Origin of the sequence: Pseudomonas sp. RL_105y_Pfl2_101, from assembly GCF_963970585.1 — a bacterium.
GTDB lineage: Bacteria > Pseudomonadota > Gammaproteobacteria > Pseudomonadales > Pseudomonadaceae > Aquipseudomonas.
This window is the reverse complement of record NZ_CAXAPG010000013.1, coordinates 94393-120549: the sequence shown is the minus strand read 5'-3', so window position 1 is coordinate 120549 and position 26157 is coordinate 94393. Positions and strand designations below refer to the sequence as shown.

Here is a 26157-nt window from a genome sequence, read left to right as displayed (position 1 = left end):
AGGCGTGGGAATAAACCTGTCACGTCTTCGTCTGACGGGTCCTTTCCAACGAATGGCCTCGAGCCCTGGAGCTTTCTCATGGTTGATCCTTCACCCTCGTCGAGCCGGCCACCCTTGACTGCCGCCGCCCTGACATTGCGCCTGAGCGGCATCGCCGTGATTGTTGCAGCCCTGGCCGGCGCGTTTGCCTACGTCAATGGCAGCCTCGACCCACAGCGCCTGACACCGCAGGCGTTGGTCAATGTACTGGAAAAAAACAACGGCGTTCATCCGGGGTTTCGACGCAACCACTCAAAAGGTGTCTGCGTCGCGGGTTATTTCCAAAGCACGGGCGAGGCCAGCGCCTATTCCAGCGCCCAAGTCTTCTCGCAACCGCAAACGCCAGTGGTTGGGCGTTTCGCCTTGCCCAGCGCTAACCCCTATGCACCGGACGGCAGTGTGCCGATTCGCAGCCTGGCACTGCGCTTTACCCAGGCCAACGGTCAGCAATGGCGTACCGGCATGAACAGCATGCCCGTGTTTCCGGTGGGCACGCCTGAAGCCTTCTATCAACTCCAGCAAGCCCAGTCGCCGGACCCTGCCACAGGAAAACCGAACCCTGCGGCTGTACCGGCTTTCTTTGCCGCGCACCCCGAAGCGATGCCGTTCCTGCAATGGATCAAGACCGCCAAGCCGTCGGCCAGCTACGCCACCGAAACCTACAACGGCATCAACGCGTTCTATCTGGTCAACCCCGCCGGGCAGCGCCAGGCGGTGCGCTGGGGCGTGGTGCCGATGAGCCAGGATGCTGCGGATGCGACGCCACCCCAAGGGGCCGACTTCCTCGAGCAAGACTTGGTGAAGCGTCTCGCCGCCGGGCCGTTGCGCTGGCAGTTGAACATCACCCTGGCCAACCCGGGGGACCCGGTGAACGATGCCAGCAAGGCTTGGCCCGCTGACCGCAAGGTATTCAATGCCGGCACGTTGGTGCTGGACCGCACCCAGGCGCAGGACAACGGTGAGTGCCGCGATATCAATTATGACCCGCTGATCCTGCCCCAAGGGATCGAGGGTTCCGAAGACCCGCTATTGGTCGCGCGCTCCGCCGCCTATGCCAGTTCCTATCTGCGACGTACCAGCGAAGTGAGCCAGTTGCCCGCCAAACAGGAGTCCCGCCCATGAGCGCCCCTCGTCACTTTGTACCGCTGGCCCGGCTGCTGCATTGGCTGATGGCTGTGATGATCATCGCCATGCTGTTCATCGGCGCGGGCATGGTTGCCTCGGTGTCCGAACGCCATGAATGGCTGCTGCAGTTGCATAAGCCATTGGGTATCGCGATTTTACTGCTGGTGATCGTGCGCCTAGTGGTGCGATTTACCACCCGCCAACCGCCGTTGCCGGCGGATCTACCGACCTGGCAAGTGTTGGCGGCAAACGCCTCGCATGTGCTGTTGTACGCCCTGATGCTGGTTCTGCCGCTGTTGGGCTGGGGGATGATTTCGGCGGCGGGGGACCCGGTGATGCTCGGCGATTCGTTGCAACTGCCTTCGATTCTGCCAGCGCACGCCCAGACGTTCGCACTGCTGCGCAAGGCCCACGGGTACCTGGCTTACCTGTTGTTCGTGACGGTGCTGGTGCATCTGGCGGCGGCGTTGTTTCACGCTTGGGTACGCCGGGATGAGGTGCTGGGCAGTATGTTGCGCGGCAAGGATTGATGAAGCATGGCAAGGGCGCTTGCTCCCACAGAGTGGCGTCTGTAGGAGCTGCCGAGCGAAACGAGGCTGCGATCATTCAATTGACAAAAAATCAAAAGATCAAAAGATCGCAGGCTTCGCCAGCTCCTACATCACCGGGCGGAGCAAGCTCCCTCGCCACGGTGGATCGGTTCAGGTCGCTGGATTAACGTAATTCGTCAACCATGGCCTCGATGGTGCTCAACACATCCTTGCCCAGTTGCATCGAGCGTTTGCCAGACCAGCCTGTGATCGGGTTCGGGTGATCATTGTGGTCCTTGAACGGCATTTCCAGGGTCAGGGACAGGCAGTCAAATTTCTGCCCGACAGCGTTACAGGCCAGAGTCATGTTGGCCTGGCCCGCTTCGTCGCGGGTGTAGCCATGAACGGTCTGGAAGTCTTTGGTCTGGTGCTTGAGATGGCTGCAAAAGCGCTCTTCGAGTTCGGCGATGCGTGGCGTGTAGCCCGGGTTGCCTTCGCAACCGGCGGTGAAGACGTGGGGGATTTCCTCATCGCCGTGAGCGTCGAGGAACAGGTCGACACCGTACTTTTCCATTTGCTGCTGCACGAAAAAGACCTCGGGGCTGATTTCCGGGCTGGCGTTCTGCCAGGCACGGTTGAGGTCTTGGCCCATGGCGTTGGTCCGCAGATGCCCGTGGAATGCGCCGTCCGGGTTCATGTTTGGTACCAGGTACAGATCGGCCTTGGCGAGCAACCGGTTCAGTTGCACATCATCATCCTGCTGGAGGCGTTCGATCACACCCTCCATGAACCACTCCGCCATGTGCTCGCCAGGATGCTGCTGGGCGATGATCCAGACTTTGCGCCGGCCTTCGGCACCGCGGCCCTTGCGCAGCAGTTGAATGTCACGACCTTCCACGCTTTTACCAACGGCCAATAGTTCGGTGCCGGCCTTGTGCTGCGCTTGCTCGATCAGCCAATCATGCCGGCCACGGCTGTAGGGTTCGAAGTAGGCGAACCAGGCGTTGGGTTGTTCGGTCTCCAGATAAAAGCGCAGGGCGTCGCCTTCAAATTGGGTCGGAATGCGGAACCAGTTGACGTGATCGTAGGAGGCAACGGTCTGGTAGCCCGTCCAGGCCTTGTTGTAAGACGATTGACTGGCGTTGAGCAGGCGGAAGGAATACTCCTGGCCAACGTGCAGGCCGCTGGCCTTGAAATGGAACCACTGGAAATGGGCGCTGCGGGTGTCGGGCCTGATTTTGAGCAACGACTGCAGCGGGTTGCTGATGTCGACGACCTCGATGTTGCCGCTGTCGAAATTGGCACTGATATCAAAGGAAGATTTAGCCACGGTCACGATTCCTGGAGAGGAGTTTCATGGCCATTACTTTACACGTAAGAAAAGCGAGTCGAGACGATTTACGTCACGTAAACAGAGGGGGGCGTCCTCCCTGGATGCCGAGCCAGCTTAGAAAGTCTGCAATTGATTCTCAAGTGCAGGTTTTCGATAGTTTTCGCCCGTGTGGCGGGGCGGCCCTTGTAAACAGATATTCATTTGATATCATTGCCGCCATTGAATTGGCAGCACCCAAAAGACTTCATTAGCCTGAAGCCATAAGCCGAAAATCGGCAAAAAAAAGACCCGGCAAAAAAGCCGGGTCAAAAACCGTGATTAGCCTGATGAGGAGATATTCCAGAAGTCCGACCTAAGGTCTTCTGGTCTATCGACTGATCTCGCGACCAGTTGGTGCAATAATAATCATTATCATTTGCAAGTCAAATGGTTTTATCGCATCGATCGGAAAATTTATTCGTGTCGTCCGTGTTCGCGGCGACATTCCCACGCGTTACCCTAGCGAGTCGGGTAGCCATCCAGGGATCGGTCAAGCATCACCTTGACCAGATCAATCATGTGAACCACCGAAAATGCCAGGTCGCGGCTCGGACCATTCAACTGGTTGGCAGACTCGTGGGCGGTCGCCGCGGCACAGCGCAGCAGGTCGCATGCGTGAACAAGGGCTTCTTCTGCGCTGACGCTGCGGTTGACGTCGAAGAAGCGATGTTCTGCCTGTGCCTGCGAAACACCTGGTTTCAAGTAGTAGTCGAGGGCGCGTTTGGCCGCCGGGCAATCCTGCAAGGAGGGAAATGTGCTGTCGAAAGGGTTGCTGGGCTGATCTTTATTGGGTGTATCCATGGTGATGAGAATCTCCGTGTGTGGGCTGAACTCCTGAATTCAGAATAGTACTTATTGTAATTGTGACGATAATTTAAATACTACAATTTGTGTTTTGAATGGTCGGAGTCATCCACGTATCGTGCCGCACATGGATAAATGGATAGAGTTGGTCAAGGCCAAGATGAAGGAGCTGCACATCACGCAAGTGGTGCTCGCAGAACGGTTGGGAATGTCCCAGGGCGGCGTCGGCCATTGGCTGACCAGGCGCCGGCAACCCAGTGTCGAAGACATGAACCGGGTCCTGAAGGAGCTGGGGCTGGAGTTTCTGGAAGTGGCGATGGTAATTCGCGAGCCGGACACCTCCACGGACGAAGGCATGACCCTGGCGCAGAAGTACAACCCGTACTTCCGCTACCCGGTCAGTGAATGGCACGAGGTTGGCGAGGTTCGCGAAGGTGATTCTGCTGCCTACGGTCAGGCGCGTTACGAGCTGACCGACTACCACGCCCAGGGGGCCGCGTTCTGGCTGGTGGTAGTGGGCGACGCGATGACCGCACCCAGTGGGTTGAGCATCCCCGAGGGCATGTCGATCCTGGTGGATCCGGCCATCGAGGCGGTGCCTGGCAAACTGGTGGTCGCCTGCTTGCCCGGCAGCAGTGATGCGACCTTTCGCAAATTGATCGAAGAGAGCGGGCAGCGTTACCTGGTTCCGCTCAATCCGACTTACCCGAAAAACCTGTACACCGAGCAATATCGTCTCATCGGTGTGGTGGTGCAGGCCGCCATCAGGTTCTGACTGGATCGGCCCTGGGAGCGGGCCGATTCCTATTCTTCGAACGCCACCAGGGCGCTGCCTTCGCTGACCATTTCGCCTTCCTGGCAATACAGCGCCTTGATCACACCGGCCGTGGACGCACGAATGCTGTGCTCCATTTTCATGGCCTCCAGGACCACCAGTTGAGCCCCGGCCTCCACAGATTGGCCGACACTCACCAATACCCGGACGATACTGCCGTTCATGGGCGCGACCAGGCCGCCTTGATGGCTGTGGCTGGCCTCGGCGGCGGCCAGCGGGTCGTACAGGTCGATTCGGTGCAGGTCACCCGCCCATTGCAAATACAGGCTGTCGCCCTGGCGAATGGCCCGATGACTGCGGCGCAAGCCGTGGCGCTCGATCACCAGTTGCTCGCCCCTGAGCTCCGCGCAATGGGTCGTAACGTCCAGCGTCAGTGCGCGATCCTGGCCTTCGCAGCTCAGGTGCAAGGTGGTTTCCCTTGGCAGTCCAAGACGCAGCCCGGTGGTGCTGGCCCAAGGCGAGTCGGCATCATCGCAGCGTACGCGCGGTGTCAGGCTCAAGGCGAAGCCCTGGGCGGCTGCGAACCAGAATGCATCATCCAACTCGCCAGGCTCTGGTAGCAATTGCGCCTGGTAACGTGGGATAAATCCGGTGTCCAGTTCTGCCGCCGCAAAGGCGGGGTGGGCCACGATTCGGCGCAGGAACCCGATGTTGGTTTTCAGTCCGCCAATGGCAAATTCGTCGAGCATGCTCAACAGCCGCAAGCGCGCCTGTTCACGGTCTTCACCCCAGGCAATCAGCTTGCCGAGCATCGGGTCGTAGAATGGCGAGATTTCATCGCCTTCTTCAACCCCGCTGTCGACCCGCCGGCCCGGGCCCTCGGCAGATTCGCGATACAACGCCAGGCGGCCGGTGGCCGGCAGGAAATCGTTAACCGGGTCTTCGGCATACAGCCGCACTTCGATGGCGTGACCGAGCAGCGGCACTTGCGCTTGAGTGATCGGCAAGGGTTCGCCTTGGGCGACGCGGATCTGCCAGGCGACCAGGTCCAGTCCGGTGATCGCTTCGGTGACCGGATGCTCAACCTGCAACCGGGTGTTCATTTCCATGAAGAAGAACTCGCCCCGCGCATCCAGCAGGAACTCCACCGTGCCCGCCCCGACGTAACCAATCGCCAACGCTGCGCGCACGGCGGCTTCACCCATGGCCTGGCGCAGTGGCGGGGTCAGGCCGGGGGCGGGGGCTTCTTCCACCACTTTCTGGTGGCGGCGCTGGATTGAGCAATCGCGTTCGTTGAGGTACAGGCAGTTGCCATGTCGGTCGGCAAATACCTGGATTTCCACGTGGCGTGGCTTGAGCAGGTACTTTTCCACCAGCATCCGTGAGTCGCCAAACGAAGACTGCGCTTCACGCTGGGCCGAGGCCAAGGCTTCGGCCAGTTGGTTGACGTCCTCGACGACTTTCATGCCCTTGCCGCCACCGCCGGCCGTGGCCTTGAGCAATACCGGGTAGCCGATGCGCTGGGCGGCGTCGCGAAAGGTCTCCAGGTCTTGGGCTTCGCCGTGATAACCAGGCACCAGGGGCACTCCGGCGGTTTCCATTAAAGCCTTGGCCGCCGATTTGCAGCCCATGGCGTCGATGGCCGAGGCCGGTGGACCGAGGAAGATCAGCCCGGCGTTTTCAATCGCCCGGGCGAACCCGGCGTTCTCGGAAAGAAAACCATAGCCAGGGTGGATGGCTTGGGCGCCGCTGGCTTTCGCTGCGTCGATCAGTTTGTCGATTTGCAGGTAGCTGTCGGCGGCCTTGCTGCCGCCCAAGTCGACGCGGATGTCGGCTTCACGGCTGTGGCGGGCATCGCGGTCGGTGGCGCTGTGGACGGCAACGGTGGTCAGGCCCATGGCCTTGGCGGTGCGCATCACGCGACAGGCGATTTCGCCACGGTTGGCCACCAGCAACGTGGTGAGGGCAGGGGCGCTCATCGACGCGGCTCCTTGTTATTTGATTCGGCTTGCCAATTTGGCGCACGTTTTTGCAGGAAGGCCCGCAGACCTTCCTGGCCCTCCGGGCTGACGCGGATTCGGGCGATGGCGTTTTCGGTGTAGCGCCGCAGCGCCGGAGTAAGGGCGCCGCTGCCGACTTCACGCAGCAGTTCTTTGCTGGCGCGCATCGCCGCCGGGCTGTTGAGCAACAGGTTGTCGATCCATTGTTCGATCTGCTGGTCCAGGGCCTCGGCCGGGTAACTTTCCGACAGCAAACCGATTTCTTTCGCACGTTGCCCGTCGAAGCGTTCCGCCGTCAGGGCATAACGACGCGCGGCACGCTCGCCGATGGCTTGCACCACGAACGGGCTGATCACCGCTGGCGCCAGGCCAATGCGCACTTCCGACAGGCAGAACTGTGCTTCATCGGCGCCAATGGCCATGTCACAAGCGCTGATAAGTCCCAGTGCGCCACCGAATGCCGCACCCTGGACGACAGCCAGCGTAGGCATCTTCAGCTTGGCGAGGTTGTACATCAGCTCCGCCAGTTCCCGGGCGTCATCGAGGTTGGTGTGGTAGTCGAGCTCGGCCGATTGCTGCATCCAGGCCAGGTCGGCGCCGGCGCTGAAATGCTTGCCGCGACCGCGGATCAGCAGGAAGCGCAAGTTTGGATCGCTGCTGACGTGGTCCAGGGCCAGGATCAGTTCGCGGATCATTTCGGCGTTGAACGCGTTGTTTTTCGACTCGCGGCTGAGCCACAAGGTGGCAACGCCCCGTGGGTCAGTGTGCAGTTCGAGGGTGTTGAAGTTATCCATGGACATTCCCCGTTTACATCCGGAACACGCCGAAGCGGCTCGGTTCGATAGGCGCATTCAGTGACGCGGACAAGGCCAGGCCCAGCACATTGCGTGTCTGGGCCGGGTCGATGACGCCGTCGTCCCACAGCCTGGCGCTGGAATAATAGGGGTGACCCTGTTCTTCGTATTGATCGAGGATCGGTTGCTTGATCTCGGCTTCCTGTTCGGCGCTGAAGGGGTGGCCGCTGCGTTCAGCTTGTTCACGCTTGACTTGCACCAGCACGCCGGCCGCCTGTTCGGCGCCCATCACGCCAATTCGCGCATTCGGCCACATCCACAGGAACCGCGGGTCGTAGGCACGACCGCACATGCCGTAGTTGCCCGCACCGAAACTGCCGCCAATGATCACGGTGAATTTCGGCACTTTGGCACAGGCCACGGCCGTCACCAGTTTGGCCCCGTGCTTGGCGATGCCGCCAGCTTCGTACTTCTGCCCGACCATGAAACCGGTGATGTTCTGCAAGAACAGCAACGGGATCCCGCGCTGACAAGCCAATTCGATGAAGTGCGCACCTTTCTGTGCGGCCTCTGCGAAGAGAATGCCATTGTTGGCCAGGATCGCGATCGGGTAGCCGTGCAAATGAGCGAAGCCGCACACCAGCGTCGTTCCGAACAGCGCCTTGAACTCGTCGAACACCGAACCGTCCACCAGGCGCGCGATCACCTCCCGGACATCGAACGGCTGCTTGGCGTCGGCCGAAACCACGCCGTACAGCTCGTCGCCCGAGTAAAGCGGGGCAATCGGCAGGCGATGCTGCAACTGGCCCTGTTTGCGCCAGTTGAGGTTGGCCACGCTGCGCCGGGCCAGGGCCAGGGCATGTTCGTCGCTGTCGGCGTAATGGTCTGCCACGCCAGATATCTTGCAGTGCACATCGGCGCCGCCCAGGTCTTCGGCACTGACCACCTCACCGGTGGCGGCTTTCACCAGTGGCGGGCCGGCGAGGAAAATCGTCGCCTGTTGACGGACCATGATCGCTTCGTCCGCCATGGCCGGCACATAGGCGCCACCGGCGGTGCAGGACCCCATGACCACGGCGATCTGCGGGATGCCCTGGGCACTCATGTTGGCCTGGTTGAAGAAGATCCGCCCGAAGTGCTCGCGGTCCGGGAACACTTCGTCCTGGCGCGGCAGGTTGGCGCCGCCGGAGTCCACCAGGTAAATGCAGGGCAGGCGATTCTGCTGGGCGATGGTCTGGGCGCGCAGGTGTTTTTTCACCGTCAGCGGGTAGTAGGAGCCACCTTTGACTGTCGCGTCGTTGGCGACAATCATGCATTCGACGCCTTCCACGCGGCCGATGCCGGCAATCACGCCGGCCGCCGGCACGTCTTCGCCATAGACTTCGTGGGCTGCCAATGGGCTGATCTCCAAAAACGGCGAACCCAGGTCCAGCAGCCGGTTGATGCGTTCACGGGGCAGCAACTTGCCCCGCGACGTGTGCCGTTCCTGAGCCTTGGGACCGCCGCCTTGGCGAATTTGCGCGAGCAGGGTGCGCAGGGCTTCGACGTGTCCGAGCATCGCATCGCGGTTGGCGATGAATTCCGGCGAGCGCGGGTTGAGCTGAGTGTGCAGCGTGGCCATGGTCAGCTCCGTTAGCGGGTTTCGTTGAACAGTTCGCGGCCGATCAACATCCGACGAATCTCACTGGTGCCAGCACCGATTTCGTACAGCTTGGCGTCACGCAGCAGACGGCCGGCCGGGAATTCATTGATGTAGCCATTGCCGCCGAGGATCTGGATGGCGTCGAGGGCCATTTGTGTGGCGCGTTCGGCGCTGTAGAGGATCACCCCGGCGGCGTCCTTGCGGGTGGTTTCGCCGCGCTCGCAGGCCTGGGCCACGGCATACAGGTAGGCGCGGCTGGCGTTGAGCTGGGTGTACATGTCGGCGACCTTGCCCTGGATCAGTTGGAACTCTCCAATGCTCTGGCCGAACTGCTTGCGGTCGTGGATGTAGGGCACGATCAGGTCCATGCAGGCCTGCATGATCCCGGTCGGGCCGCCGGAGAGCACGACGCGCTCGTAGTCGAGGCCGCTCATCAGCACTCTCACGCCACCGTTGAGTGCGCCGAGGATATTTTCTTCCGGCACTTCGACGTCATCGAAAAACAGCTCGCAGGTGTTGGAGCCGCGCATGCCGAGCTTGTCGAATTTGTTGCTGCGGCTGAAGCCTTTCCAGTCGCGCTCGACGATGAAGGCAGTGATGCCATGGGGGCCTTTTTCCAGGTCGGTCTTGGCGTAGATCACGTAGGTATTGGCATCGGGGCCGTTGGTGATCCAGGTCTTGCTGCCATTGAGCACGTACTTGTCGCCACGCTTGTCGGCGCGCAGTTTCATCGAGACCACGTCGGAGCCGGCGTTTGGCTCGCTCATCGCCAGGGCACCGATGTGTTCGCCGCTGATCAGTTTGGGCAGGTACTTGGTTTTCTGTTCGTGATTGCCGTTGCGGTTGATCTGGTTCACGCAGAGGTTGGAGTGGGCACCGTAGGAGAGGGCGACCGAGGCCGAACCGCGGCTGATTTCTTCCATCGCCACCACGTGGGCCAGGTAGCCCAGGCCAGCGCCGCCGTATTCTTCCGGTACGGTGATGCCCAGCAGGCCCATGTCACCGAACTTGCGCCACATGTCGGCGGGAAACAGGTTATCGATATCGATCTGCGCTGCTCGCGGCGCGAGTTCGGCCTTGACGAAGGCCTGCACTTGGTCGCGCAACATGTCGATGGTTTCGCCGAGGGCAAAGTTCAGGGATGGGTAGCTCATGGGTCACCTTTGGCTTTTTTATCGGGTGCGGAGAGTGGGGGAATCGCTCTAACCTTTACGTTAACGTAAGCCTGCGACGAGAGGCTGTCAATCGCCCTTTACGTTAACGTCAAGTTGAGCCAGAGTAAGTGCGCTTGAATCGCTTTACCTAAGGTATCTGTGCATGAGATTCACCGCTACACCCACTAATAAAGACAAGAGGGGGCGTCATGGATCTGCCCGGTTCACATTCGCATTCGCAGCTCAGCTACACCCGTGGCTCCCAGGCCAAGGCTTTGCTGGCCCAAACCATTGGCGAGGTTTTCGACCAGACCGTGGCCCGCGATCCGGAGGGCGAGGCGCTGGTGGTTCGCCATCAATCGCTGCGTTATACCTGGCAACAGCTGGCCGAAGCCGTCGATCTGCACGCCCGAGCCTTGCTGGCACTGGGCTTGAAAACCGGTGATCGCCTCGGCGTGTGGGCACCCAATTGCGCCCAGTGGTGCATCATCCAGTTCGCCAGCGCCAAGATCGGCGTGATTCTGGTCAACATCAATCCGGCCTATCGCGTTTCTGAACTCGAATACGTGCTTAAACAATCCGGATGCCAATGGCTGGTGTGTGCCGGGGCGTTCAAGACCTCGGATTATCACGCCATGTTGCAAGCGCTGGCACCCGCGCTGGCGGAGCAATCGATCGGCCACTTGCAGAGCGAGCGCTTGCCGGATTTGCGCGGTGTGATCAGCCTCGAATCCCAACCGCCAGCAGGTTTCCTGCCCTGGTCGCAACTGGCCGCCCTGGGGGCGGCGGTGACGCCTGCACAACTGGCCGAACGCCAATCCAGCCTGCACTGCGATCAACCGGTGAATATCCAGTACACCTCCGGCACCACCGGTTTCCCCAAGGGCGCCACCCTCAGTCATCACAACATTCTCAATAACGGTTACATGGTTGGTGAAAGCCTGGGCCTGACGGCGGGCGACCGGCTGGTGATCCCGGTGCCGCTCTACCATTGCTTTGGCATGGTCATGGGTAACCTGGGTTGCATGACCCATGGCAGCACCATGATCTACCCCAACGATGCCTTCGACCCGTTGCTGACGCTAAAGGCCGTGGCCGAGGAAAAAGCCACGGCACTGTATGGCGTGCCCACCATGTTCATCGCCCTGCTGGACCAGCCGCAGCGGGGCGAGTTCGACGTGTCTAGCCTGCGCACTGGCATCATGGCCGGGGCCACATGCCCCATCGAAGTGATGCGACGGGTCATCAATGAAATGCACATGGCCGAAGTGCAGATTGCCTACGGCATGACGGAAACCAGCCCGGTGTCATTGCAGACCGGTCCCACTGACGAACTGGAACTGCGCGTGACCACCGTCGGGCGTACCCAGCCGCAACTGGAAAGCAAAATTATCGATGAGGCCGGCAACATCCTCCCACGTGCTGCTGTCGGCGAGTTGTGTACCCGCGGTTACAGCGTGATGCTCGGCTACTGGAACAACCCCAAGGGCACCACCGATGCCATCGACCCGGATGGCTGGATGCACACCGGCGATCTGGCAACCATGGACGAGCAGGGCTACGTGCGCATCGTTGGGCGCAACAAGGACATGATCATCCGTGGCGGGGAGAATATTTACCCGCGTGAGCTGGAGGAATTTTTCTTCACCCACCCGGCAGTGGCGGACGTGCAGGTGATCGGCATCCCGTGCTTGCGCTATGGTGAGAAAATTGTTGCCTGGATCAAGTTCCATCCCGGCCACAGTGCCTCCGAGCAAGAGCTGCAGGCCTGGTGCAAGGAGCGCATTGCCCACTTCAAGACACCGCGTCATTTCAAATTCGTCGAAGAATTTCCCATGACGGTCACCGGCAAGATCCAGAAATTCCGCATGCGCGAAATCAGCATCGAAGAACTGCGCGATGTAGAAGGCTGAGCAAGATCCCCTGTGGGAGCGGGCTTGCTCGCGAAGGCGGTGTGCCAGGCGACATAAATGTTGGCTATGCCGCCGTTTTCGAGCTCAAGCTGCAAGGGCAATAGCCCGACAGGGCCACACCGTAGGGGGGGATATCCGTTGCTGCGGTAACGGCCACTTAGGGTACCGCCCTGACATCCAAACGCCAGACAGCACAAAGGGGAGCCGAAGCTCCCCTTTAATTTTGTCGTCACGTGCTCTTTTTTTATTATTGAGGGGCGGCCTGTTGTTGTTTTTGGCAGCCGTTGCCCTTTACCGCTGTTTTTGGCGATCCCCATCCGGGATCAAGAGCAAACGTATTTTTTTGAGCGCTGATCTACTTTTTTCGCCTTGCGATCCAACCGATTCGGGAGCTACCTGAAGGTAGTTTTATTGTTCTCTGCCCGGTTGCGGGTTGCTCCTGAAAGCACCCTGAAAAGCACATCCTCTCCAAAAAAATCTGTTAGCTGCGTCTCTGCCGTGTTGTTTTTGTTATGTCAGAGTCGTTTCGTCTTGTTTTTATTGGGTTTGCTGCGTTTTTTTATTCTTGTTATGCAAGAGATATAGCAGGTGGCGTGCCAACTTTTAAAACTCTATATAAATCAATGTGTTGTATTTTTTTGCTGAAAAACCCGGCGCACCAAACCTGACAATTTGTTTCCGTGTTACTCGTTTCGCTGCTGTTACAAAGCCTGCGGTAACACCTCATTGTGCGCTGCGGGCCTTGGCGACACGCGAACCGCTAGGGCGGCCGAGTACGTCGCAGATCTGCCGACCCGCGGCGATCAGGGCGTCCAGGTCGACACCGGTTTCGATACCCAACCCATCGAGCAGGTACAGCACGTCTTCGGTGGCTACGTTACCGCTGGCGCCCTTGGCATAAGGACAGCCGCCCAGGCCGGCGATAGAGCTGTCGAACACCGCGATGCCTTCCAGCAGGCTGGCGTATACGTTGGCCATGGCCTGGCCGTAGGTATCGTGGAAGTGTCCGGCGAGCTTGTCCCGAGGCACCTCGGTGCCCACCACCTCGAACATCCGGCGGGTGGCACCGGCGGTGCCCGTGCCGATGGTATCGCCCAGGGAGACCTCGTAGCAGCCCATGGCATGCAACTCCCGAGCGACCCACGCCACCTGCTCAGGCTTGACCGCCCCTTCATACGGGCAGCCCAGCACGCAGGACACGTAACCGCGCACACTGACACCGTGCTGCCTGGCGGCTTCCATGATCGGCGCGAAGCGCTCCAGGCTGTCCTTGATGGAGCAGTTGATATTGCGCTGGGAGAACGCTTCGGACGCGGCGGCGAACACCGCCACCTCTTTTACACCCGCCGCCAGCGCATCTTCAAAACCCCGCAGGTTCGGCGCCAGGGCGCCGTAGGTCACACCGGGCTTGCGCTGGATCTGCGCGAACACCTCGGCGGAACCGGCCATTTGCGGCACCCACTTGGGCGAGACGAAACTGCCGACTTCGATGTAGCCCAGGCCGGCGGCGCTCAAGGCATCCACCAGGCGCACCTTGTCGGCGACGCTGATGGGCTGTGCTTCATTCTGCAGCCCGTCACGGGGGCCGACTTCGATCAGGCGTACAAAGGAGGGGAGGGACATGGGGGTTGACCTGTAGTGAGTTGCCAAAGTATCGAGAACGATGCTGCCCCCTGTGGGAGCGAGCCTGCTCGCGATAGCGGTATGTCAGTCGCCATTGATGTTGTCAGTTACATCGCTATCGCGAGCAGGCTCGCTCCCACAAGGGGCATGTTGTGTTACTGGACGATTTCTTCGCCCTTGATCGTCTGCTCCAGCGCCTGGATGCAGCGTTCTTCGGCGGTGTCGAGTTCCAGCTTCATCTGTTCGATGTCCAGCAATTGCTGTTCGAGCTGTTCGCGGCGCTCGGTGATCTTCGCCAGCATGCTGTGCAACTGCTTCTGATTGCCGCTGGAGGGGTCGTAGAGTTCGATCAGCTCGCGGCACTCGGCCAGGGAAAAACCAATGCGCTTGCCGCGTAGGATCAGCTTCAGGCTGACCTTGTCCCGCGGCGAGTAAATGCGCTCCTGGCCCCGTCGCTCCGGGCTCAACAGGCCTTGTTCTTCATAGAAGCGGATGGCCCGGGTGGTGATGTCCAGTTCGCGGGCGAGGTCGGAGATGCTGTAGGTCTGGCTGCTCATGGAAGCGCTCGAAACGAAAGGGGCTGACGCTAAGCTAAAGGCAGGTTGACGTTCGCGTCAAGCAGTCACAGGTGTGTTGTCCGTGCGGGGCCCTTCGCGAACAAGCCCGCTCCCACAGGTTCTGCGTCCTACACAAAATGTTGCGTGCACTGCAGGTCCAATGTCGGAGCGGGCTTGCTCGCGAAGAACGATGATGCGGTCTATCGCCTTACACCGCCTTATCAAGCTTCTTCTCATGGGCGGTCACCTGCTGGCACAGCTCGATCATTTGCTCGCGCATCCAGCGGTTGGCCGGGTCCTGGTCGGTGCTTTCGTGCCAGTAGAGATGGGTTTCCACCGGTGGCACATCGTTGACCGGTAACAGGAAGGCGTGCAGATCGTGACGACGGGCAAAGCGCTCGGGGACGGTCATGACCATGTCCGTTTGTTGCAGGACCTGGGAGGCCATCAGGTAATGCTGGGAACGCAGGGCGATCTTGCGCTGGATACCCATCTTGCCGAGGGCCAGGTCGACATAACCCAGCCCGTTGCGGCGGCTGGAAATATGCACGTGGGTCTGGGCCAGGTAATCATCGAGGCTGATCTTTTCCTTGCCCGCCAACGGATGGCCCTTGCGCATGGCGCACACGTAGCGATCTTCCATCAACTTGACGTGGCGCACCTGCGGGTCGGTATTGAGCGGTGCATCCACGGCGAAGTCGAGGCGGCCGGCGGCCAGTTCCTTGGTGGTTTCACGGCGCTTGGAGAGAAAACTCTCGATCGCCACGGTGGGTGCCAGGCGACGCAGACGCTGGAACAGCAGCGGCAGAATCACGCCTTCGGTGAGGTCGGTCATGCTGATGCGGTAGGTCTTGACGGCCTGCAACGGGTTGAAGATCCGGCTTTCCTGCACCGACACCCGCAGCAGCGACAAGGCGTTGCGCACCGGACCGATGATGTTCTGGGCCATGGGTGTCGGCACCATTCCTTGGGCGGTGCGCACGAAGAGCGGGTCGTTGAAGGTCTCCCGCAGACGCGCCAGGGCATTGGACACGGCCGGTTGGGTGATGCCGACGATTTGCCCGGCGCGGGTCAGGTTGGCTTCGGTGTAGATCGCATCGAAGACAATGAAAAGGTTGAGGTCGACCTTGCTCAGATTCATGGCGCTGCACTCTTATTCTTGGGCTTGTTGTGAGGTGCCGGGTGGCGATGAGAATCAGTGAAACATATATCGGTGATGAATGTTAATACACGCCGAGAATAGGTTAGGTAAATTTTCGTAGCTGAACTAGCATCGATTTCATGACCTAAAACAACCTCTGCCAAGAAGGTGCTGCTCATGGATTTTGCCTATTCCCCCAAGGTTCAGGAACTGCGTGAACGCGTCACAGCGTTCATGGATGCCTACGTCTACCCGGCCGAAGCAGTGTTCGAGCGGCAAGTGGCCGAAGGCGACCGCTGGCAACCCACGGCCATCATGGAAGAGCTCAAGGCCAAGGCCAAGGCAGAAGGCCTGTGGAACTTGTTTCTGCCTGAATCCGAACGGGGAGCCGGCCTGACCAATCTGGAATACGCGCCGCTGGCAGAGATCATGGGGCGCTCGTTGCTGGGGCCGGAGCCGTTCAATTGCTCGGCGCCGGACACCGGCAACATGGAAGTGCTGGTGCGCTACGCCAATGAAGAACAAAAGCAACGTTGGCTCGAGCCACTGCTGCGCGGCGAGATTCGCTCGGCTTTTGCCATGACCGAGCCGGACGTTGCCTCCTCGGACGCCACCAACATGGCCGCCCGTGCCGAGCGCGACGGCGACCAGTGGGTCATCAATGGCAAGAAGTGGTGGACCTCAGGGGCCTGCGACCCGCGCTGCAAAATCCTGATCTTCATGGGCCTGAGCAACCCTGATGCGCCACGCCATGCCCAGCACTCGATGATCCTGGTGCCGGTGGACACCCCGGGGGTCAAGATCGTCCGGCCGCTGCCGGTGTTCGGTTACGACGATGCGCCTCACGGGCATGCCGAAGTGCTGTTCGAGAACGTGCGGGTGCCGTATGAAAACGTCCTGTTGGGTGATGGACGCGGCTTTGAAATTGCCCAGGGTCGCCTCGGCCCGGGCCGGATTCATCACTGCATGCGTTCCATCGGCATGGCCGAGCGCGCATTGGAGTTGATGTGCAAGCGTGCCGTCAGCCGCACGGCCTTCGGCCAGCCGTTGGCGCGCCTGGGCGGTAATATCGACAAGATTGCCGACTCGCGGATGGAAATCGACATGGCGCGCCTGCTGACATTGAAGGCGGCGTACATGATGGACACGGTCGGCAATAAAGTGGCGAAGAGCGAAATCGCCCAGATCAAGGTCGTCGCACCGAACGTGGCCTTGAAGGTCATCGACCGGGCGATCCAGATCCACGGTGGCGCCGGGGTTTCCAACGATTTCCCACTGGCCTACATGTACGCCATGCAACGCACCCTGCGCCTGGCCGACGGCCCGGATGAAGTCCACCGCGCCGCCATTGGCAAGTTCGAGATCGGCAAGTACGTGCCAAAAGAAATGCTGCGTAGCAAGGGCTAGGATCTGGCCCACCCCTTCAAGTCTAAACATACAAGCAAGCTTTGCCCCCACAGGCTAATCCTGTGGGGGCGAGTCCGCTTACTCCTTGACGCTCATGTACTCCTCGGCCCAACGGATGTAGTCCTCGGGCTGGGTGTAGGTGTGTGTCAGTTCGGTGGCGCTCAGGTCCGAAGCCTGGGTGAAGAGCTGCCGTTGTTCGCGAAGGCTGTCGTAGGTCGCCTTGATCGCGGCGAAATAGGCGCCGTGGCCGTCGATGGTCACGCGTACGCCCAACTCGGCCAGGCGCTTGTCGTCGCGCAGCAGTGGGTTGCCATAAGTGACAAGCATCAGCGGCACCGTCAGGTTTTCGCTGATCTTCTCCAGATGATCGAAGTCTTGCACCCCCACCATGCAAATACCGTCTGCCCCGGCACGCTCATATTGGTGGGTACGGCTGATGATTTCCTGGACCGGCAAGATCCCCGCGTTGGTCCGGGCGATGATCGCCATTTCCGGATCGACTCGCGCCTCCAGTGCCGCACGAATCTTGCCGACGCCTTCGGCTACGCCGATCAGGTCGGTGGATTTACGCCCGAACTGGGCCGGCAGCAAGGTGTCCTCGATGGTCAGCGCCGCGATGCCGGCCCGTTCCAGTTCGACGATGGTGCGCATCACGTTCAGGGCATTGCCGTAGCCGTGGTCGGCGTCGGCAATGACCGGCAGTTGGGCCACACGACCGATGCGGGTGGCCTGTTCGGCAAATTCGCTGAGGGTGATCAGGGCGAAGTCCGGCGCGCCCAATACTTGCAACGACGCCACCGAGCCTCCCAGGATGCCTACTTCAAAGCCCAGGTCGGCGGCGATGCGCGCCGACATCGGGTCGAACACCGAGGCGGTGTGGTAGCAGGTATTGGAAGCCAGCAGTTGGCGAAAGCTACGACGCAAATCTTGATGGGAAAGCCTGGACATATGAGTTCCACCAATGGAATGGAAAGGCTTGAGCAAAAGTGTCAACGCCGAAAGAACCAAAGGCTATCACGTGGCAGGCGCAAAGATGATGACGAATGTGTGTGGGCGATGCGGTCACGGCATCGAAAAAAGGCTGCAAACCCGGAAGGTCTGCAGCCGGGCCAAAAAGCCCATTTCAAACTATTCAGTCTTCGGTCGGTAGGCTCCAGAATTGCTTGATCTCATGGATGTTTCCGACGTTGAAGCGCGTCGGGAATCCGGGGAGCGTGCAGTGGATTTCGTTCGTCAGTTGCATTGCGGTATCGACCACATGGGTGCCTGCCCGCAGCAATGGGGTTTCATCCCAGTCTTTCATCAGGTTGTTCAAGGTTCCTCCTTTCTTCAGTTACTGGACAGCGAATGACTACCGGCATGGAGCAGTGACAGTGTCTCTGTAAACAGCGTGATCTCTTGCGCAGCTACGCCGGGGTAAAGGGGTATGTAATCTTTATCAAAGCACCATGCTTCGTCGATCTTGTCCAAGCGTTCGGGATGGACAAGCAGGCTGAGTGAGGCAGACATTGAGTTAGGGGCTATTTGTTTATGGATTTCCCGCAAGGCTGGCATGTACAAGACTTCTCCTGGGGCAAGTTTAAGCCTACGCTCCTTGCCCAGTCGGAGTTTTTTATCTTTTTGCAGCGGTAGATCTTCAAGTAGTTCGCGTACAAGGGTGGTGTAGCCATCGCCACTGTAGCCGACTGCATAAATATCAAAGTCGTGGCTGTGGTTCAGGTCATAGATGAATGTTTCACTTTCATCATGGGTTTTTACCGGTGACCAGAACCCCAGGCGAAGGGTGAATGAATCATTCTTGTGCAGCACAAAACCATAGGCGTTATAGAGGCTGTTGCGTGTACTGAAACCGTCTCGCTGGAGGGTGGTATAAAGATGATCGCTCAATAGACAACGGTTTTTGGCCAGTTGGCGCAAGTCTGCAATGATCCTGGTGTTGTCTCGTTGCAGGTCATAAGTGTTCAGTCGCTCGACAAACGTTTCCAGGTTCATGCCGCCTGCTCCAATGAATGGAGCAAGTTGTCCAGGCGCGCACTCCCGAGTTTTTTCAGCAGTGGAGCGTAATTCAGCGCGTTTTGCGGGTCAGCCCGATAAAGCATCTGGAAGGCTTTCCACGCCACGGCAGGGTGATAGTGGTAGATCAGCTCCCCGGCAACTCTGACACCGTTCGGGTCCTGGATCGTTTCGAGTAATTCGAGGCTCACCAGGTACCGGGCGGCACTGTTGTCGTGAGGCAACCAGGCTGTTTTGCGCAATGAGACAGGATCAAATACGCTGATGTCCGCACTGCGATCGGGGAAGTTAATTCTGCCAATCAATGCAGGTTGTTTTTCGCCCCTTTGAGAATAGTCGAATAAGGTTCGATTGCCATCAATGATCAGCGGATTGCAGTTGTCGATGATCGAGGTGTCGGTTTTTTCAAGTTGATGCGCGTTGAGGGTGTATAGCTGGATTTCGAAAGGCTGATCAAGTGCGAATAGAATGCTTTGGCCGGGCACCGAGTACAGTTGCGAAGACGCAGTATTAGATGCAGGTGCCTTGATACTGATATTACCAACGCTCGTGCAATGCAGCGTGATGGTGCCGGTGTGCGGGTTGGTCATGTTCATGATGGCGGCGCGTCGAGACTGTGCCGTGGTAACGGTGTGTTGAACATCCAGATCGGCGATCAATTGTTTGATTTGCGCGGTCATGTCTAATGTCTTGATTTTCTCCGCTATGTGTTCGAGCGGTAATCGTGTAGCAATCAGATGCTTGATCATGAACAGTGTCGTTACAGTGGGTCGGTGTGCGAAAGTATGGGTCTCGAGTAGGTGGGTGGCAATTATGTAATTGTGGAGAGGTATTGCTGATCAACGACATGCTTGTGTATTGGATATATCCAAGAACGGGCGATACCGAGGCTACGCCGCCACTGCTTGTTGCCCCTGCCTGGGCAATGTCACGGCGCGCACCGTATCACCCGGTTGCACTTGCAGGCGTTTGGCAGTGAGGCGATCGACGAGCAGCTTGTGGCCATGCTGGTGCGCGCGAGCGCTGGTGACGCGGCAGTTTTCCAGACGCTGATTGTGAATCAGCCAGACCGGTGCCTGTTCGTCGGGGGTGCCAATGACCAGGGTCAGCGTCTGGCTGTCGCGTACGGTGCGGATCTTCGACACCGGCGCCTCGATCACCGGGCCGCCGTCAAAGATGTCGATGTAGCCCTTATGGCTGAAACCTTCAGCACTGAGAATCTTCAGAGCCGGCTCGGTGTTCGGGTGAGCCTTGCCGATCACCGCTTGGGCCTGCTCGGTGAGCAGGCAGGTGTACAGCGGCTGGCGTGGCATCAGTTCGGCGATGAACGACTTGTTACCCATGCTGGACAGCTGATCGGCGTAGCTGAAATCCTTCTTGAAAAAATGCCGTCCCAGGCTGTCCCAGAACGGCGAACAGCCTCGTTCGTCGGCATGGCCCCGCAGTTCGGCGATCAGTTTTTCGCCGAACAGGTGGGGGAATTCGGCCACGAACAGCAGGCGCGCCAGGGACAGCAGGCGTCCGTTGTGGCCGGACCGGTGCTTGGGGTGCAGGAACAACGAGCAAATTTCCGATTGCCCGGACATCTCGTTGTTGAGGAACAGGGTCGGGATCTGCCGCTGGATCCCCAGCTCCGGTGCCGAGCTGACCGTCAGCCCGACCCGATAGTTGTACCAGGGCTCGCGCAGCCCGACCGCGCCGGTCAGGGCACTGATGCCCACCACCTGCCGATCATCATCTTCGAGCACGAACAGGTAATCGGCGTCGGCACGTTCGACTTGCCCGGCAAAGGTCCGTTGGGCCCAGCGAATGCGGTGGGCCAGGCGTTCTTCGTTGGCCGGCAGGCTGGTGAGGCCGGGGCCTGCGCAACGGGCCAGGTCCAGCAGTGCTGGCAGATCGCTAATGGCGACCGGACGGACAATCATGATGCAGCTCCTTCATCGCATCGATCCAGGCGCCGATGGGGGCTAAGGGATCGAGTGAGGTTCATAGGGCAACTACCCGGATCCGCTCACCATCCATGACGTCCAGGGCGGCCAGCATGCCGGGCGACAGGGTCACGGGACCCTCGGCGTTGACGTCCAGCTCGGCGACGATGGCCCGGTAGTTTCCAAGGCAGTCGTTGCTCACAAGGTAACGGCCTCTCGCATCGATCTGCCGGCTTTGCCGGGCCGTGGCGCTCCGACTTTGCGTAATGGTGCGGATGTTGGCGATACGGGCATGCAAGGTCGGCCCACCGTCGAAGATGTCGACATAGCTGTTGGTCTCGAAACCCTCGCGCGCCAGGATGTCGAAGGCTTCCTGCCCGTCGGGATGCACCCGGCCGATACAGGCCTGGGCCGCTGGCGGCAGCATGGGGACGTAGATGGGGTATTGTGGCATCAGCTCGGCAAGAAAGGTCCGGCTCTGCAAGCCGCACAACCGTTCGGCTTCGGCGTAGGGCAGGTCGAAGAAATGCTGGCCGATGGCGTCCCAGAAGGGCGATTGACCGTCCTCGCTGCTAAACCCGACGATTTCGGTAATGACCGATTTGGCAAAGCGCTGGGGATGGGCGGCGATGAACATCAGCCGGGCCCGGGACAGTAGCTCCGACTCCGGCGTGCGCACCCGCTCGGCGTCGATGTGGAAGCCACGCAGCAGCGTCTGCCCGTTGAGGTCCTGGCACAGCGAGAGCGCAGGCACGCCGTGCTGGATGTTCAGCTCCCGGGATTCGCTGGAAAACGGCCGGTTGCGCAGGCTGTAGAACGGTTCGTTGCAACCGGTGCTGGAGAGAACTTCCGAACAACCGACCAGGCGCCCGGATTCCAGGTCCTCCAGGACAAAAAAATAATTCTCCGCGCCAGGGCCCTGCACATCGGCCTCGAACGAGGTGCACGAGTCGAGGATCTTTTCCTCCAGGCGCGCGGTATCGTCCGGCAGCGACGTGACACCCACCAGGCTGTCACGCGCCAGTTGTTGCAGTTGCGGCAGATCGGTTAGCTGAACTGGACGTAAGGCCAGCATGGATTGCACTCCTGTTCCAGAGAGCCCGGTGACAGGCACCGGGCTTGACGATCACTGTCGATGTCCACGCGCTGTCACCACGGTTGGCTGAATCCTTTGGCCGCCGGTCCTCACTGACCGGCCGGGTCGGGCACGGCGCTAGGGTTGCCGAATTTGTTGAGCACACACAGATAGACCACGCCCGCGGCGATCCAGATCAGGCCGAGCTTCTGCGCAGCCACGCCCATGTTGTACATGATGGCCGTGACGATCACGAAGCCGATCAGCGGGCAGATCAAGTGGCGAATCAGTTGACCGGACTGCTGGCGGCGCCAGTAGTGGTTGATGACGGTGATGTGCAGCAGCATGAAGCCGCTCAGGGCGCCGAAGTTGACCAGCGAGGTGAGGGTGTCCACGGCGTCGATGAACAGGTAGCAGATCAACAGCGACAGCACCGCCACCAGGTAGATGCTCAGGTACGGGGTGTTGTGTTTCGGGTGGACCTTGGCCAGCACCTTGGGCAACTGGCCGTCCCGGGCCATGCCGAACAACAGGCGCGACACCGCCGCCTGCGAAGTGATCGCCACGGCCACGCCCCAGGCCAGGGCCGTGGCAACCGCGGTCAAGGTGGCCAGCCAACTGCCGGCTGCCAGCTCGGCGATTTCATAGAATGCGGTGTCGGCGGACTTGAAACCCATGCCAGCGGCCAGGTCCGTGGCGATCCAGGTCTGCACCACGAAGATCGCCCCCATCACCAGCAGAGTCACCAGGGCTGCCTTGCCGACGCTGCGGCCCGGGTCGCCCTTGATCTCTTCGGCCAGGGTGGAAATGGCGTCGAAGCCCAGGAACGACAAAACCGCGATGGACACAGCTTGCATCAGCAAGGCGAAGTTGAAGTGTTCCGGGCTGTACAGTGGCGCGAGGGTCAGTTGGCCGTTACCGGCCCCACTGTGCAGGGCGTTCCAGGCGTAAAACAGGAAAATCCCCAGTACCATCAGTTGTGCCAGCAGGAAGATGATGTTCATCCGCGCGGTGAAGGTGATGCCCCGCAGGTTGACGAATGTCGCGCTCACCAGGAAGGCCAGGATGAAACCGACCTTGGGAATGTCCGGGTACAAATGGTTCAGCGCCATGGCGGCGTAGACATAGAGCAGCGGCGGGATCAGCAGGTAGTCCAGCAGCATCAGCCAGCCGGCGATGAACCCGACGTGTGGGTTAAGGCCCCGTTGCGCGTAGGAATAGACCGAACCTGCCACCGGAAAGGCCCGGGCCATGCTGCCGTAGCTCAAGGCAGTAAACAGCATCGCCACCATGCCGATGATGTACGCCAGCGGCACCATCCCCGGTGCTTCGGCGTTGACATAGCCATACACGCCGAACGGGGCGATGGGGATCATGAAAATCATCCCGTATACCACCAGGTCTGTCAGCGACAGGCCGCGTTTCAATTCCTGTTTGTAGCCAAATGCCTCAATGCTCATGCGCCGTATTCCTTTTCAGCTGTGTGGGTTGCTCTTGCTTGCTGTCTGTCGCTGGAAACTTGCCGCTGCCGCGCTACAACAGAGGCGCCAGGTAGGCGCTCCAGGTCCGCACCGCTTCGGGGCTACGAAGTTGATCGTTGCGCACTTCGATCAACACCGAATCCAGGCCGCGGCCATCGCCGTGCACCGGGACCGTCATGTCGGTCAGGGGATTGATCTTGTAGGGCTGGTTGCCCGCTGCTCGTAGCGAATGCCGGCCCAGCCCGTCGACGATGTGCTGGGCGTATTCCTTGGCTTCGCCGAACAGCACGCCCGCTTCAAGGGCGCGCGGCTGGCCGTAGAACACCGGGGTGAAACTGTGGATGCCCACCACGCGCACCGGCCGGTTGGCGGCTAGGCGCTGGTCGATCAACGCCCGCAACCGATCATGGAAGGGATGAAACAGACGCTGCTGGCGATATTCGCGAGTGGCTTCGTCCAGGGCATGGTTACCCGGAACCTGGTAGATCTCGCTCTGGGCCGGAATGCTGTCGGGGACGTGCAACGGGCGATTGAGGTCGATCAACAACCGTGAGTAATTGGCCGACAGCAAGGTTGCGCCGAGGGTTTCGGACAGGCGTTCGGCCAAGGCGAGTGCGCCGATGTCCCAGGCAATGTGTTCCTGGGAGGCCGTTTCATCCAGCCCCAGGCCGTTCAGCGCATCGGGAATGAAACGGCTGGCGTGTTCGCAGACCAGCACCACCGGGTGTTCGGACGCCTCCCGGGTCAGTTGATAGGGTGGCCTGGTGTAGAGGCCCGATTCAGCACATTCAATAGATTCGTGCATAGTGCTCACAACGCTCGGCAGGTGACAGCGCCTCGGTCAAGGCCAGCTCCTGGGCCTTCAAGGCGAAGTAGGTTTCGACCAACGGGCCGGGTAGGGTCTCGAGCAACGCCCCGCTGTGGCGCAGGCAATCCAGTGCCTGGGCCAGGGTTGTCGGCAGGGCGATAATGCCACGGGCGCGCCGTTGTGCTTCATCCAGCTCATCGGGTATTTCATCGGTGACAGCGTTCAATGCCAGCCGTTGCTGGATGCCCAGTCGCCCGGCAATCAACAGCGCCGCCATCGCCAGGTGCGCAGAGGCGGTGGCATCCATGGCGCGGAACTCCAGGTTGTACTGGTTCGCCAGCGGCTTGCCGCTCAGGCTCACGGTCGGGCAGATGCGCAGCGCCGCTTCGCGGTTGCGCTGTCCCAGGCACGCATAGGACGCGCTCCAGTGATGAGGTTGCAGGCGCTCGTAGGACACCGGCGTCGGCGCGGTCAGCGCGCACAGCGCCGGCAGATAATGCAGCACGCCCGCGGCCCAATGCTGGCCTAGGCTGGACAAACCGTTGCTGCTGGCGGCGTCATGCAGCACCGGGTCCGCGCTCAGGTCTTGCAGGCTCAGGTGCAAATGCACGCCGTTGCACACGGCATGTTCCGAGGCCTTGGGGGCGAAACTCACGTCCAGGCCCAATTGCCGGGCGATCTCGCGGGTGATTTCCCGTACGTTCACGGCCCGGTCGGCGGCGGCTACGCCCAAGGTCGGGCGGCAGGTGATTTCGTATTGATGCTGGCCATATTCCGGCAGGAACATTTCCGGCTCGACACCGCCGGCCCGCAGGGCGCTGAGCAACCATCCGGCGAATTCGGCCTGCTGGCGCTGGGCCTGGAGGCTGAAGGCCGGGCGATCAGGCTGCGCCGGCGTGGCAACCAGGTTGAATTCATGCTCGAACGCGGCGAAAACCTGCAAACCCAGATCGGCGCGATAACGCTCCACTTCGTCCTGCAACAGCGTGCGCGGACAGGCGCTCCAGGGCCGGCCGTCGGTCTCGCGCACGTCGCAATGGATGAAGTCCAGGACGGGCGCCTGGGCGTCAGGGCCATTGTTGACGGTCACTCGGCTGGACAGGTCCGGCACCAGCCGCAGGTCGCCATATGCGCCCCAAGGGTTGGCCGATGCGATGATGTCCTGGGGCGTCAGCGCGCTGTTGGCTGGCACCCAACCACAACCGGCGGTGACGTAGTGGGGCAATTCATCACTGGCAAACGAGCGCCCACGGGTCACGCCGATCAGGTCGGTGGTCACCAGGGTCGTGATGGGCAACGGGGCGAGGATGGCGGCAGGATCGAGACGGCTCACGGCTGCATCTCCTGCAAACGCGCGAGCACGGTGTCGGTATCGCTGATCCAGCAATAGCCCTTGATCGCGTTCAGGCACGCCAGGTGCCGTTGTTCGGTGTAGGTGGCGCAGGCATCTTCCACCAGCGTGACCAGGTAGCCGCGATCGGCGGCGTCGCGCACGGCCATGTCGACGCATTGGTCGGTGACGATGCCCGCGACGATCAAGTGGCGGGTCTGCAGGTTGCGCAGCACGTAGTCGATGTTGGTGGAATTGAAGACCCCTGAGGAGGTCTTGGGCAGCACGATTTCGTTTTCCAGCGGCGCCAGTTCGGCAATGATCTGCGCCTCGGGGCTGCCTTTGGGCAGGTGCATGTCCGACAGCTTGTGGTCCAGGGATCGGTCGCGGCCATCGGCGGTGAGGCTTTCGATGTGGGTGTGCAACACGTTGTGCTGCGCTTCGCGCATCGCGTTGAGCAAGCGCTGCTGGTTGGGGATGACCTGCTGGCGGGCCCGCTGGATGAAATACTCGGCCTCGCGGGTGTGCAGGTGGGCATCGAATTGCGGTTCCAGCCAGGCGCGTTGCATGTCCACCAGCAGCAAGGCGGTGTGCTGGCAGGTGAACGGCAAATCCCGGGGCGAGCAGTGGGGGAGCGAGAACATCC

The 26157-nt window shown here is 60.4% G+C and carries 24 protein-coding genes; 5 read left to right on the top strand and 19 right to left on the bottom strand.

What is annotated here, in order from left to right:
- The first annotated feature begins 78 nt into the window (after nucleotides 1-78).
- Together AACY31_RS16295 and AACY31_RS16290 are read left to right on the top strand one after the other, a co-directional pair.
- A complete protein-coding gene (locus AACY31_RS16295) occupies nucleotides 79-1161 on the top strand; it encodes a catalase family peroxidase (protein WP_339491979.1) in 1083 nt (360 codons plus the stop codon).
- Nucleotides 1158-1694, top strand: coding sequence for a cytochrome b (locus AACY31_RS16290; protein WP_339480013.1), 537 nt, complete (start codon nucleotides 1158-1160; stop codon nucleotides 1692-1694). Before AACY31_RS16295 ends, AACY31_RS16290 begins: the two co-directional genes overlap by 4 nt.
- A gap of 184 nt (nucleotides 1695-1878) precedes the next feature.
- On the opposite strand, the gene AACY31_RS16285 is transcribed toward AACY31_RS16290, so the two are convergent.
- Together AACY31_RS16285 and AACY31_RS16280 are read right to left on the bottom strand one after the other, a co-directional pair.
- Nucleotides 1879-3030 carry a M14 family metallopeptidase gene (locus AACY31_RS16285; protein WP_339504775.1) on the bottom strand — a complete coding sequence of 384 codons (1152 nt, stop codon included), beginning with the start codon at nucleotides 3028-3030 and terminating at the stop codon, nucleotides 1879-1881.
- A gap of 495 nt (nucleotides 3031-3525) precedes the next feature.
- A complete protein-coding gene (locus tag AACY31_RS16280) occupies nucleotides 3526-3867 on the bottom strand; it encodes a DUF6124 family protein (protein WP_339480015.1) in 342 nt (113 codons plus the stop codon).
- Nucleotides 3868-3997: 130 nt separating this feature from the next.
- Between AACY31_RS16280 and AACY31_RS16275 the strand changes: the two genes are divergently transcribed.
- A complete protein-coding gene (locus AACY31_RS16275; RefSeq protein ID WP_339480016.1) occupies nucleotides 3998-4645 on the top strand; it encodes a LexA family protein in 648 nt (215 codons plus the stop codon).
- Nucleotides 4646-4674: 29 nt separating this feature from the next.
- Here AACY31_RS16275 and AACY31_RS16270 read toward each other — a convergent pair whose 3' ends face one another.
- From AACY31_RS16270 to AACY31_RS16255, 4 genes are read right to left on the bottom strand one after another with little or no spacing between them, the layout of a single operon-like run.
- Nucleotides 4675-6624, bottom strand: coding sequence for an acetyl/propionyl/methylcrotonyl-CoA carboxylase subunit alpha (locus AACY31_RS16270; protein ID WP_339491983.1), 1950 nt, complete (start codon nucleotides 6622-6624; stop codon nucleotides 4675-4677).
- A complete protein-coding gene (locus AACY31_RS16265; protein WP_339480018.1) occupies nucleotides 6621-7439 on the bottom strand; it encodes a gamma-carboxygeranoyl-CoA hydratase in 819 nt (272 codons plus the stop codon). The genes AACY31_RS16270 and AACY31_RS16265 overlap by 4 nt, the downstream gene beginning before the upstream one ends.
- 13 nt (nucleotides 7440-7452) lie before the next feature.
- Nucleotides 7453-9060, bottom strand: a complete 1608-nt coding sequence (locus AACY31_RS16260; protein WP_339480020.1) for a carboxyl transferase domain-containing protein — start codon at nucleotides 9058-9060, stop codon at nucleotides 7453-7455.
- An 11-nt stretch (nucleotides 9061-9071) separates the two neighbouring features.
- Complete coding sequence (locus AACY31_RS16255) at nucleotides 9072-10235, bottom strand: isovaleryl-CoA dehydrogenase (protein ID WP_339480021.1); 1164 nt, start codon at nucleotides 10233-10235, stop codon at nucleotides 9072-9074.
- A gap of 209 nt (nucleotides 10236-10444) precedes the next feature.
- Here AACY31_RS16255 and AACY31_RS16250 point away from each other — a divergent pair, with 209 nt between their 5' ends.
- Entirely contained in the window at nucleotides 10445-12148 is a 1704-nt protein-coding gene (locus tag AACY31_RS16250) for an AMP-binding protein (RefSeq protein ID WP_339491986.1), read from the top strand.
- Nucleotides 12149-12871: 723 nt separating this feature from the next.
- Here the strand turns inward: AACY31_RS16250 and AACY31_RS16245 are convergent.
- From AACY31_RS16245 to AACY31_RS16235, 3 genes are all read right to left on the bottom strand, one after another.
- Nucleotides 12872-13771 (bottom strand): hydroxymethylglutaryl-CoA lyase, encoded by a 900-nt coding sequence (locus tag AACY31_RS16245; RefSeq protein ID WP_339480026.1) that lies wholly within the window; start codon nucleotides 13769-13771, stop codon nucleotides 12872-12874.
- Between the two features lie 155 nt (nucleotides 13772-13926).
- Nucleotides 13927-14328, bottom strand: a complete 402-nt coding sequence (locus tag AACY31_RS16240) for a MerR family transcriptional regulator (protein WP_003200000.1) — start codon at nucleotides 14326-14328, stop codon at nucleotides 13927-13929.
- A gap of 208 nt (nucleotides 14329-14536) precedes the next feature.
- The gene (locus AACY31_RS16235; RefSeq protein WP_339480030.1) at nucleotides 14537-15469 is read right to left on the bottom strand and encodes a LysR family transcriptional regulator; all 933 of its coding nucleotides are present in this window, start codon (nucleotides 15467-15469) and stop codon (nucleotides 14537-14539) included.
- 177 nt (nucleotides 15470-15646) lie between these two features.
- Here AACY31_RS16235 and AACY31_RS16230 point away from each other — a divergent pair, with 177 nt between their 5' ends.
- Nucleotides 15647-16876, top strand: a complete 1230-nt coding sequence (locus tag AACY31_RS16230) for an acyl-CoA dehydrogenase (RefSeq protein ID WP_339480031.1) — start codon at nucleotides 15647-15649, stop codon at nucleotides 16874-16876.
- 78 nt (nucleotides 16877-16954) lie between these two features.
- Here AACY31_RS16230 and AACY31_RS16225 read toward each other — a convergent pair whose 3' ends face one another.
- The 10 genes from AACY31_RS16225 to AACY31_RS16180 all read right to left on the bottom strand — a co-directional run bounded on the left by AACY31_RS16225 (nucleotide 16955) and on the right by AACY31_RS16180 (nucleotide 26155).
- Nucleotides 16955-17824, bottom strand: a complete 870-nt coding sequence (locus tag AACY31_RS16225; RefSeq protein WP_339480033.1) for an isocitrate lyase/PEP mutase family protein — start codon at nucleotides 17822-17824, stop codon at nucleotides 16955-16957.
- Between the two features lie 184 nt (nucleotides 17825-18008).
- On the bottom strand, nucleotides 18009-18191 hold the full coding sequence (locus tag AACY31_RS16220) for a hypothetical protein (protein ID WP_339480035.1): 183 nt from the start codon (nucleotides 18189-18191) through the stop codon (nucleotides 18009-18011).
- 14 nt (nucleotides 18192-18205) lie between these two features.
- Entirely contained in the window at nucleotides 18206-18868 is a 663-nt protein-coding gene (locus AACY31_RS16215; protein WP_339480037.1) for a transposase, read from the bottom strand.
- A complete protein-coding gene (locus AACY31_RS16210) occupies nucleotides 18865-19638 on the bottom strand; it encodes a hypothetical protein (protein ID WP_339480039.1) in 774 nt (257 codons plus the stop codon). The genes AACY31_RS16215 and AACY31_RS16210 overlap by 4 nt, the downstream gene beginning before the upstream one ends.
- 141 nt (nucleotides 19639-19779) lie before the next feature.
- Nucleotides 19780-20814: an arginine N-succinyltransferase gene (astA, locus tag AACY31_RS16205; RefSeq protein ID WP_339480041.1), complete on the bottom strand. Its 1035-nt coding sequence runs from the start codon at nucleotides 20812-20814 to the stop codon at nucleotides 19780-19782.
- A gap of 61 nt (nucleotides 20815-20875) precedes the next feature.
- A complete protein-coding gene (locus AACY31_RS16200; RefSeq protein ID WP_339480043.1) occupies nucleotides 20876-21892 on the bottom strand; it encodes an arginine N-succinyltransferase in 1017 nt (338 codons plus the stop codon).
- Nucleotides 21893-22002: 110 nt separating this feature from the next.
- A complete protein-coding gene (locus tag AACY31_RS16195) occupies nucleotides 22003-23352 on the bottom strand; it encodes an APC family permease (protein ID WP_339480045.1) in 1350 nt (449 codons plus the stop codon).
- 73 nt (nucleotides 23353-23425) lie between these two features.
- Nucleotides 23426-24178: an N-formylglutamate amidohydrolase gene (locus AACY31_RS16190; protein WP_339480047.1), complete on the bottom strand. Its 753-nt coding sequence runs from the start codon at nucleotides 24176-24178 to the stop codon at nucleotides 23426-23428.
- Complete coding sequence (locus tag AACY31_RS16185) at nucleotides 24162-25514, bottom strand: glutamine synthetase family protein (protein WP_339480048.1); 1353 nt, start codon at nucleotides 25512-25514, stop codon at nucleotides 24162-24164. Before AACY31_RS16185 ends, AACY31_RS16190 begins: the two co-directional genes overlap by 17 nt.
- Nucleotides 25511-26155: an isochorismatase family cysteine hydrolase gene (locus AACY31_RS16180; protein WP_339480050.1), complete on the bottom strand. Its 645-nt coding sequence runs from the start codon at nucleotides 26153-26155 to the stop codon at nucleotides 25511-25513. Before AACY31_RS16180 ends, AACY31_RS16185 begins: the two co-directional genes overlap by 4 nt.
- Nucleotides 26156-26157 lie beyond the last annotated feature (2 nt).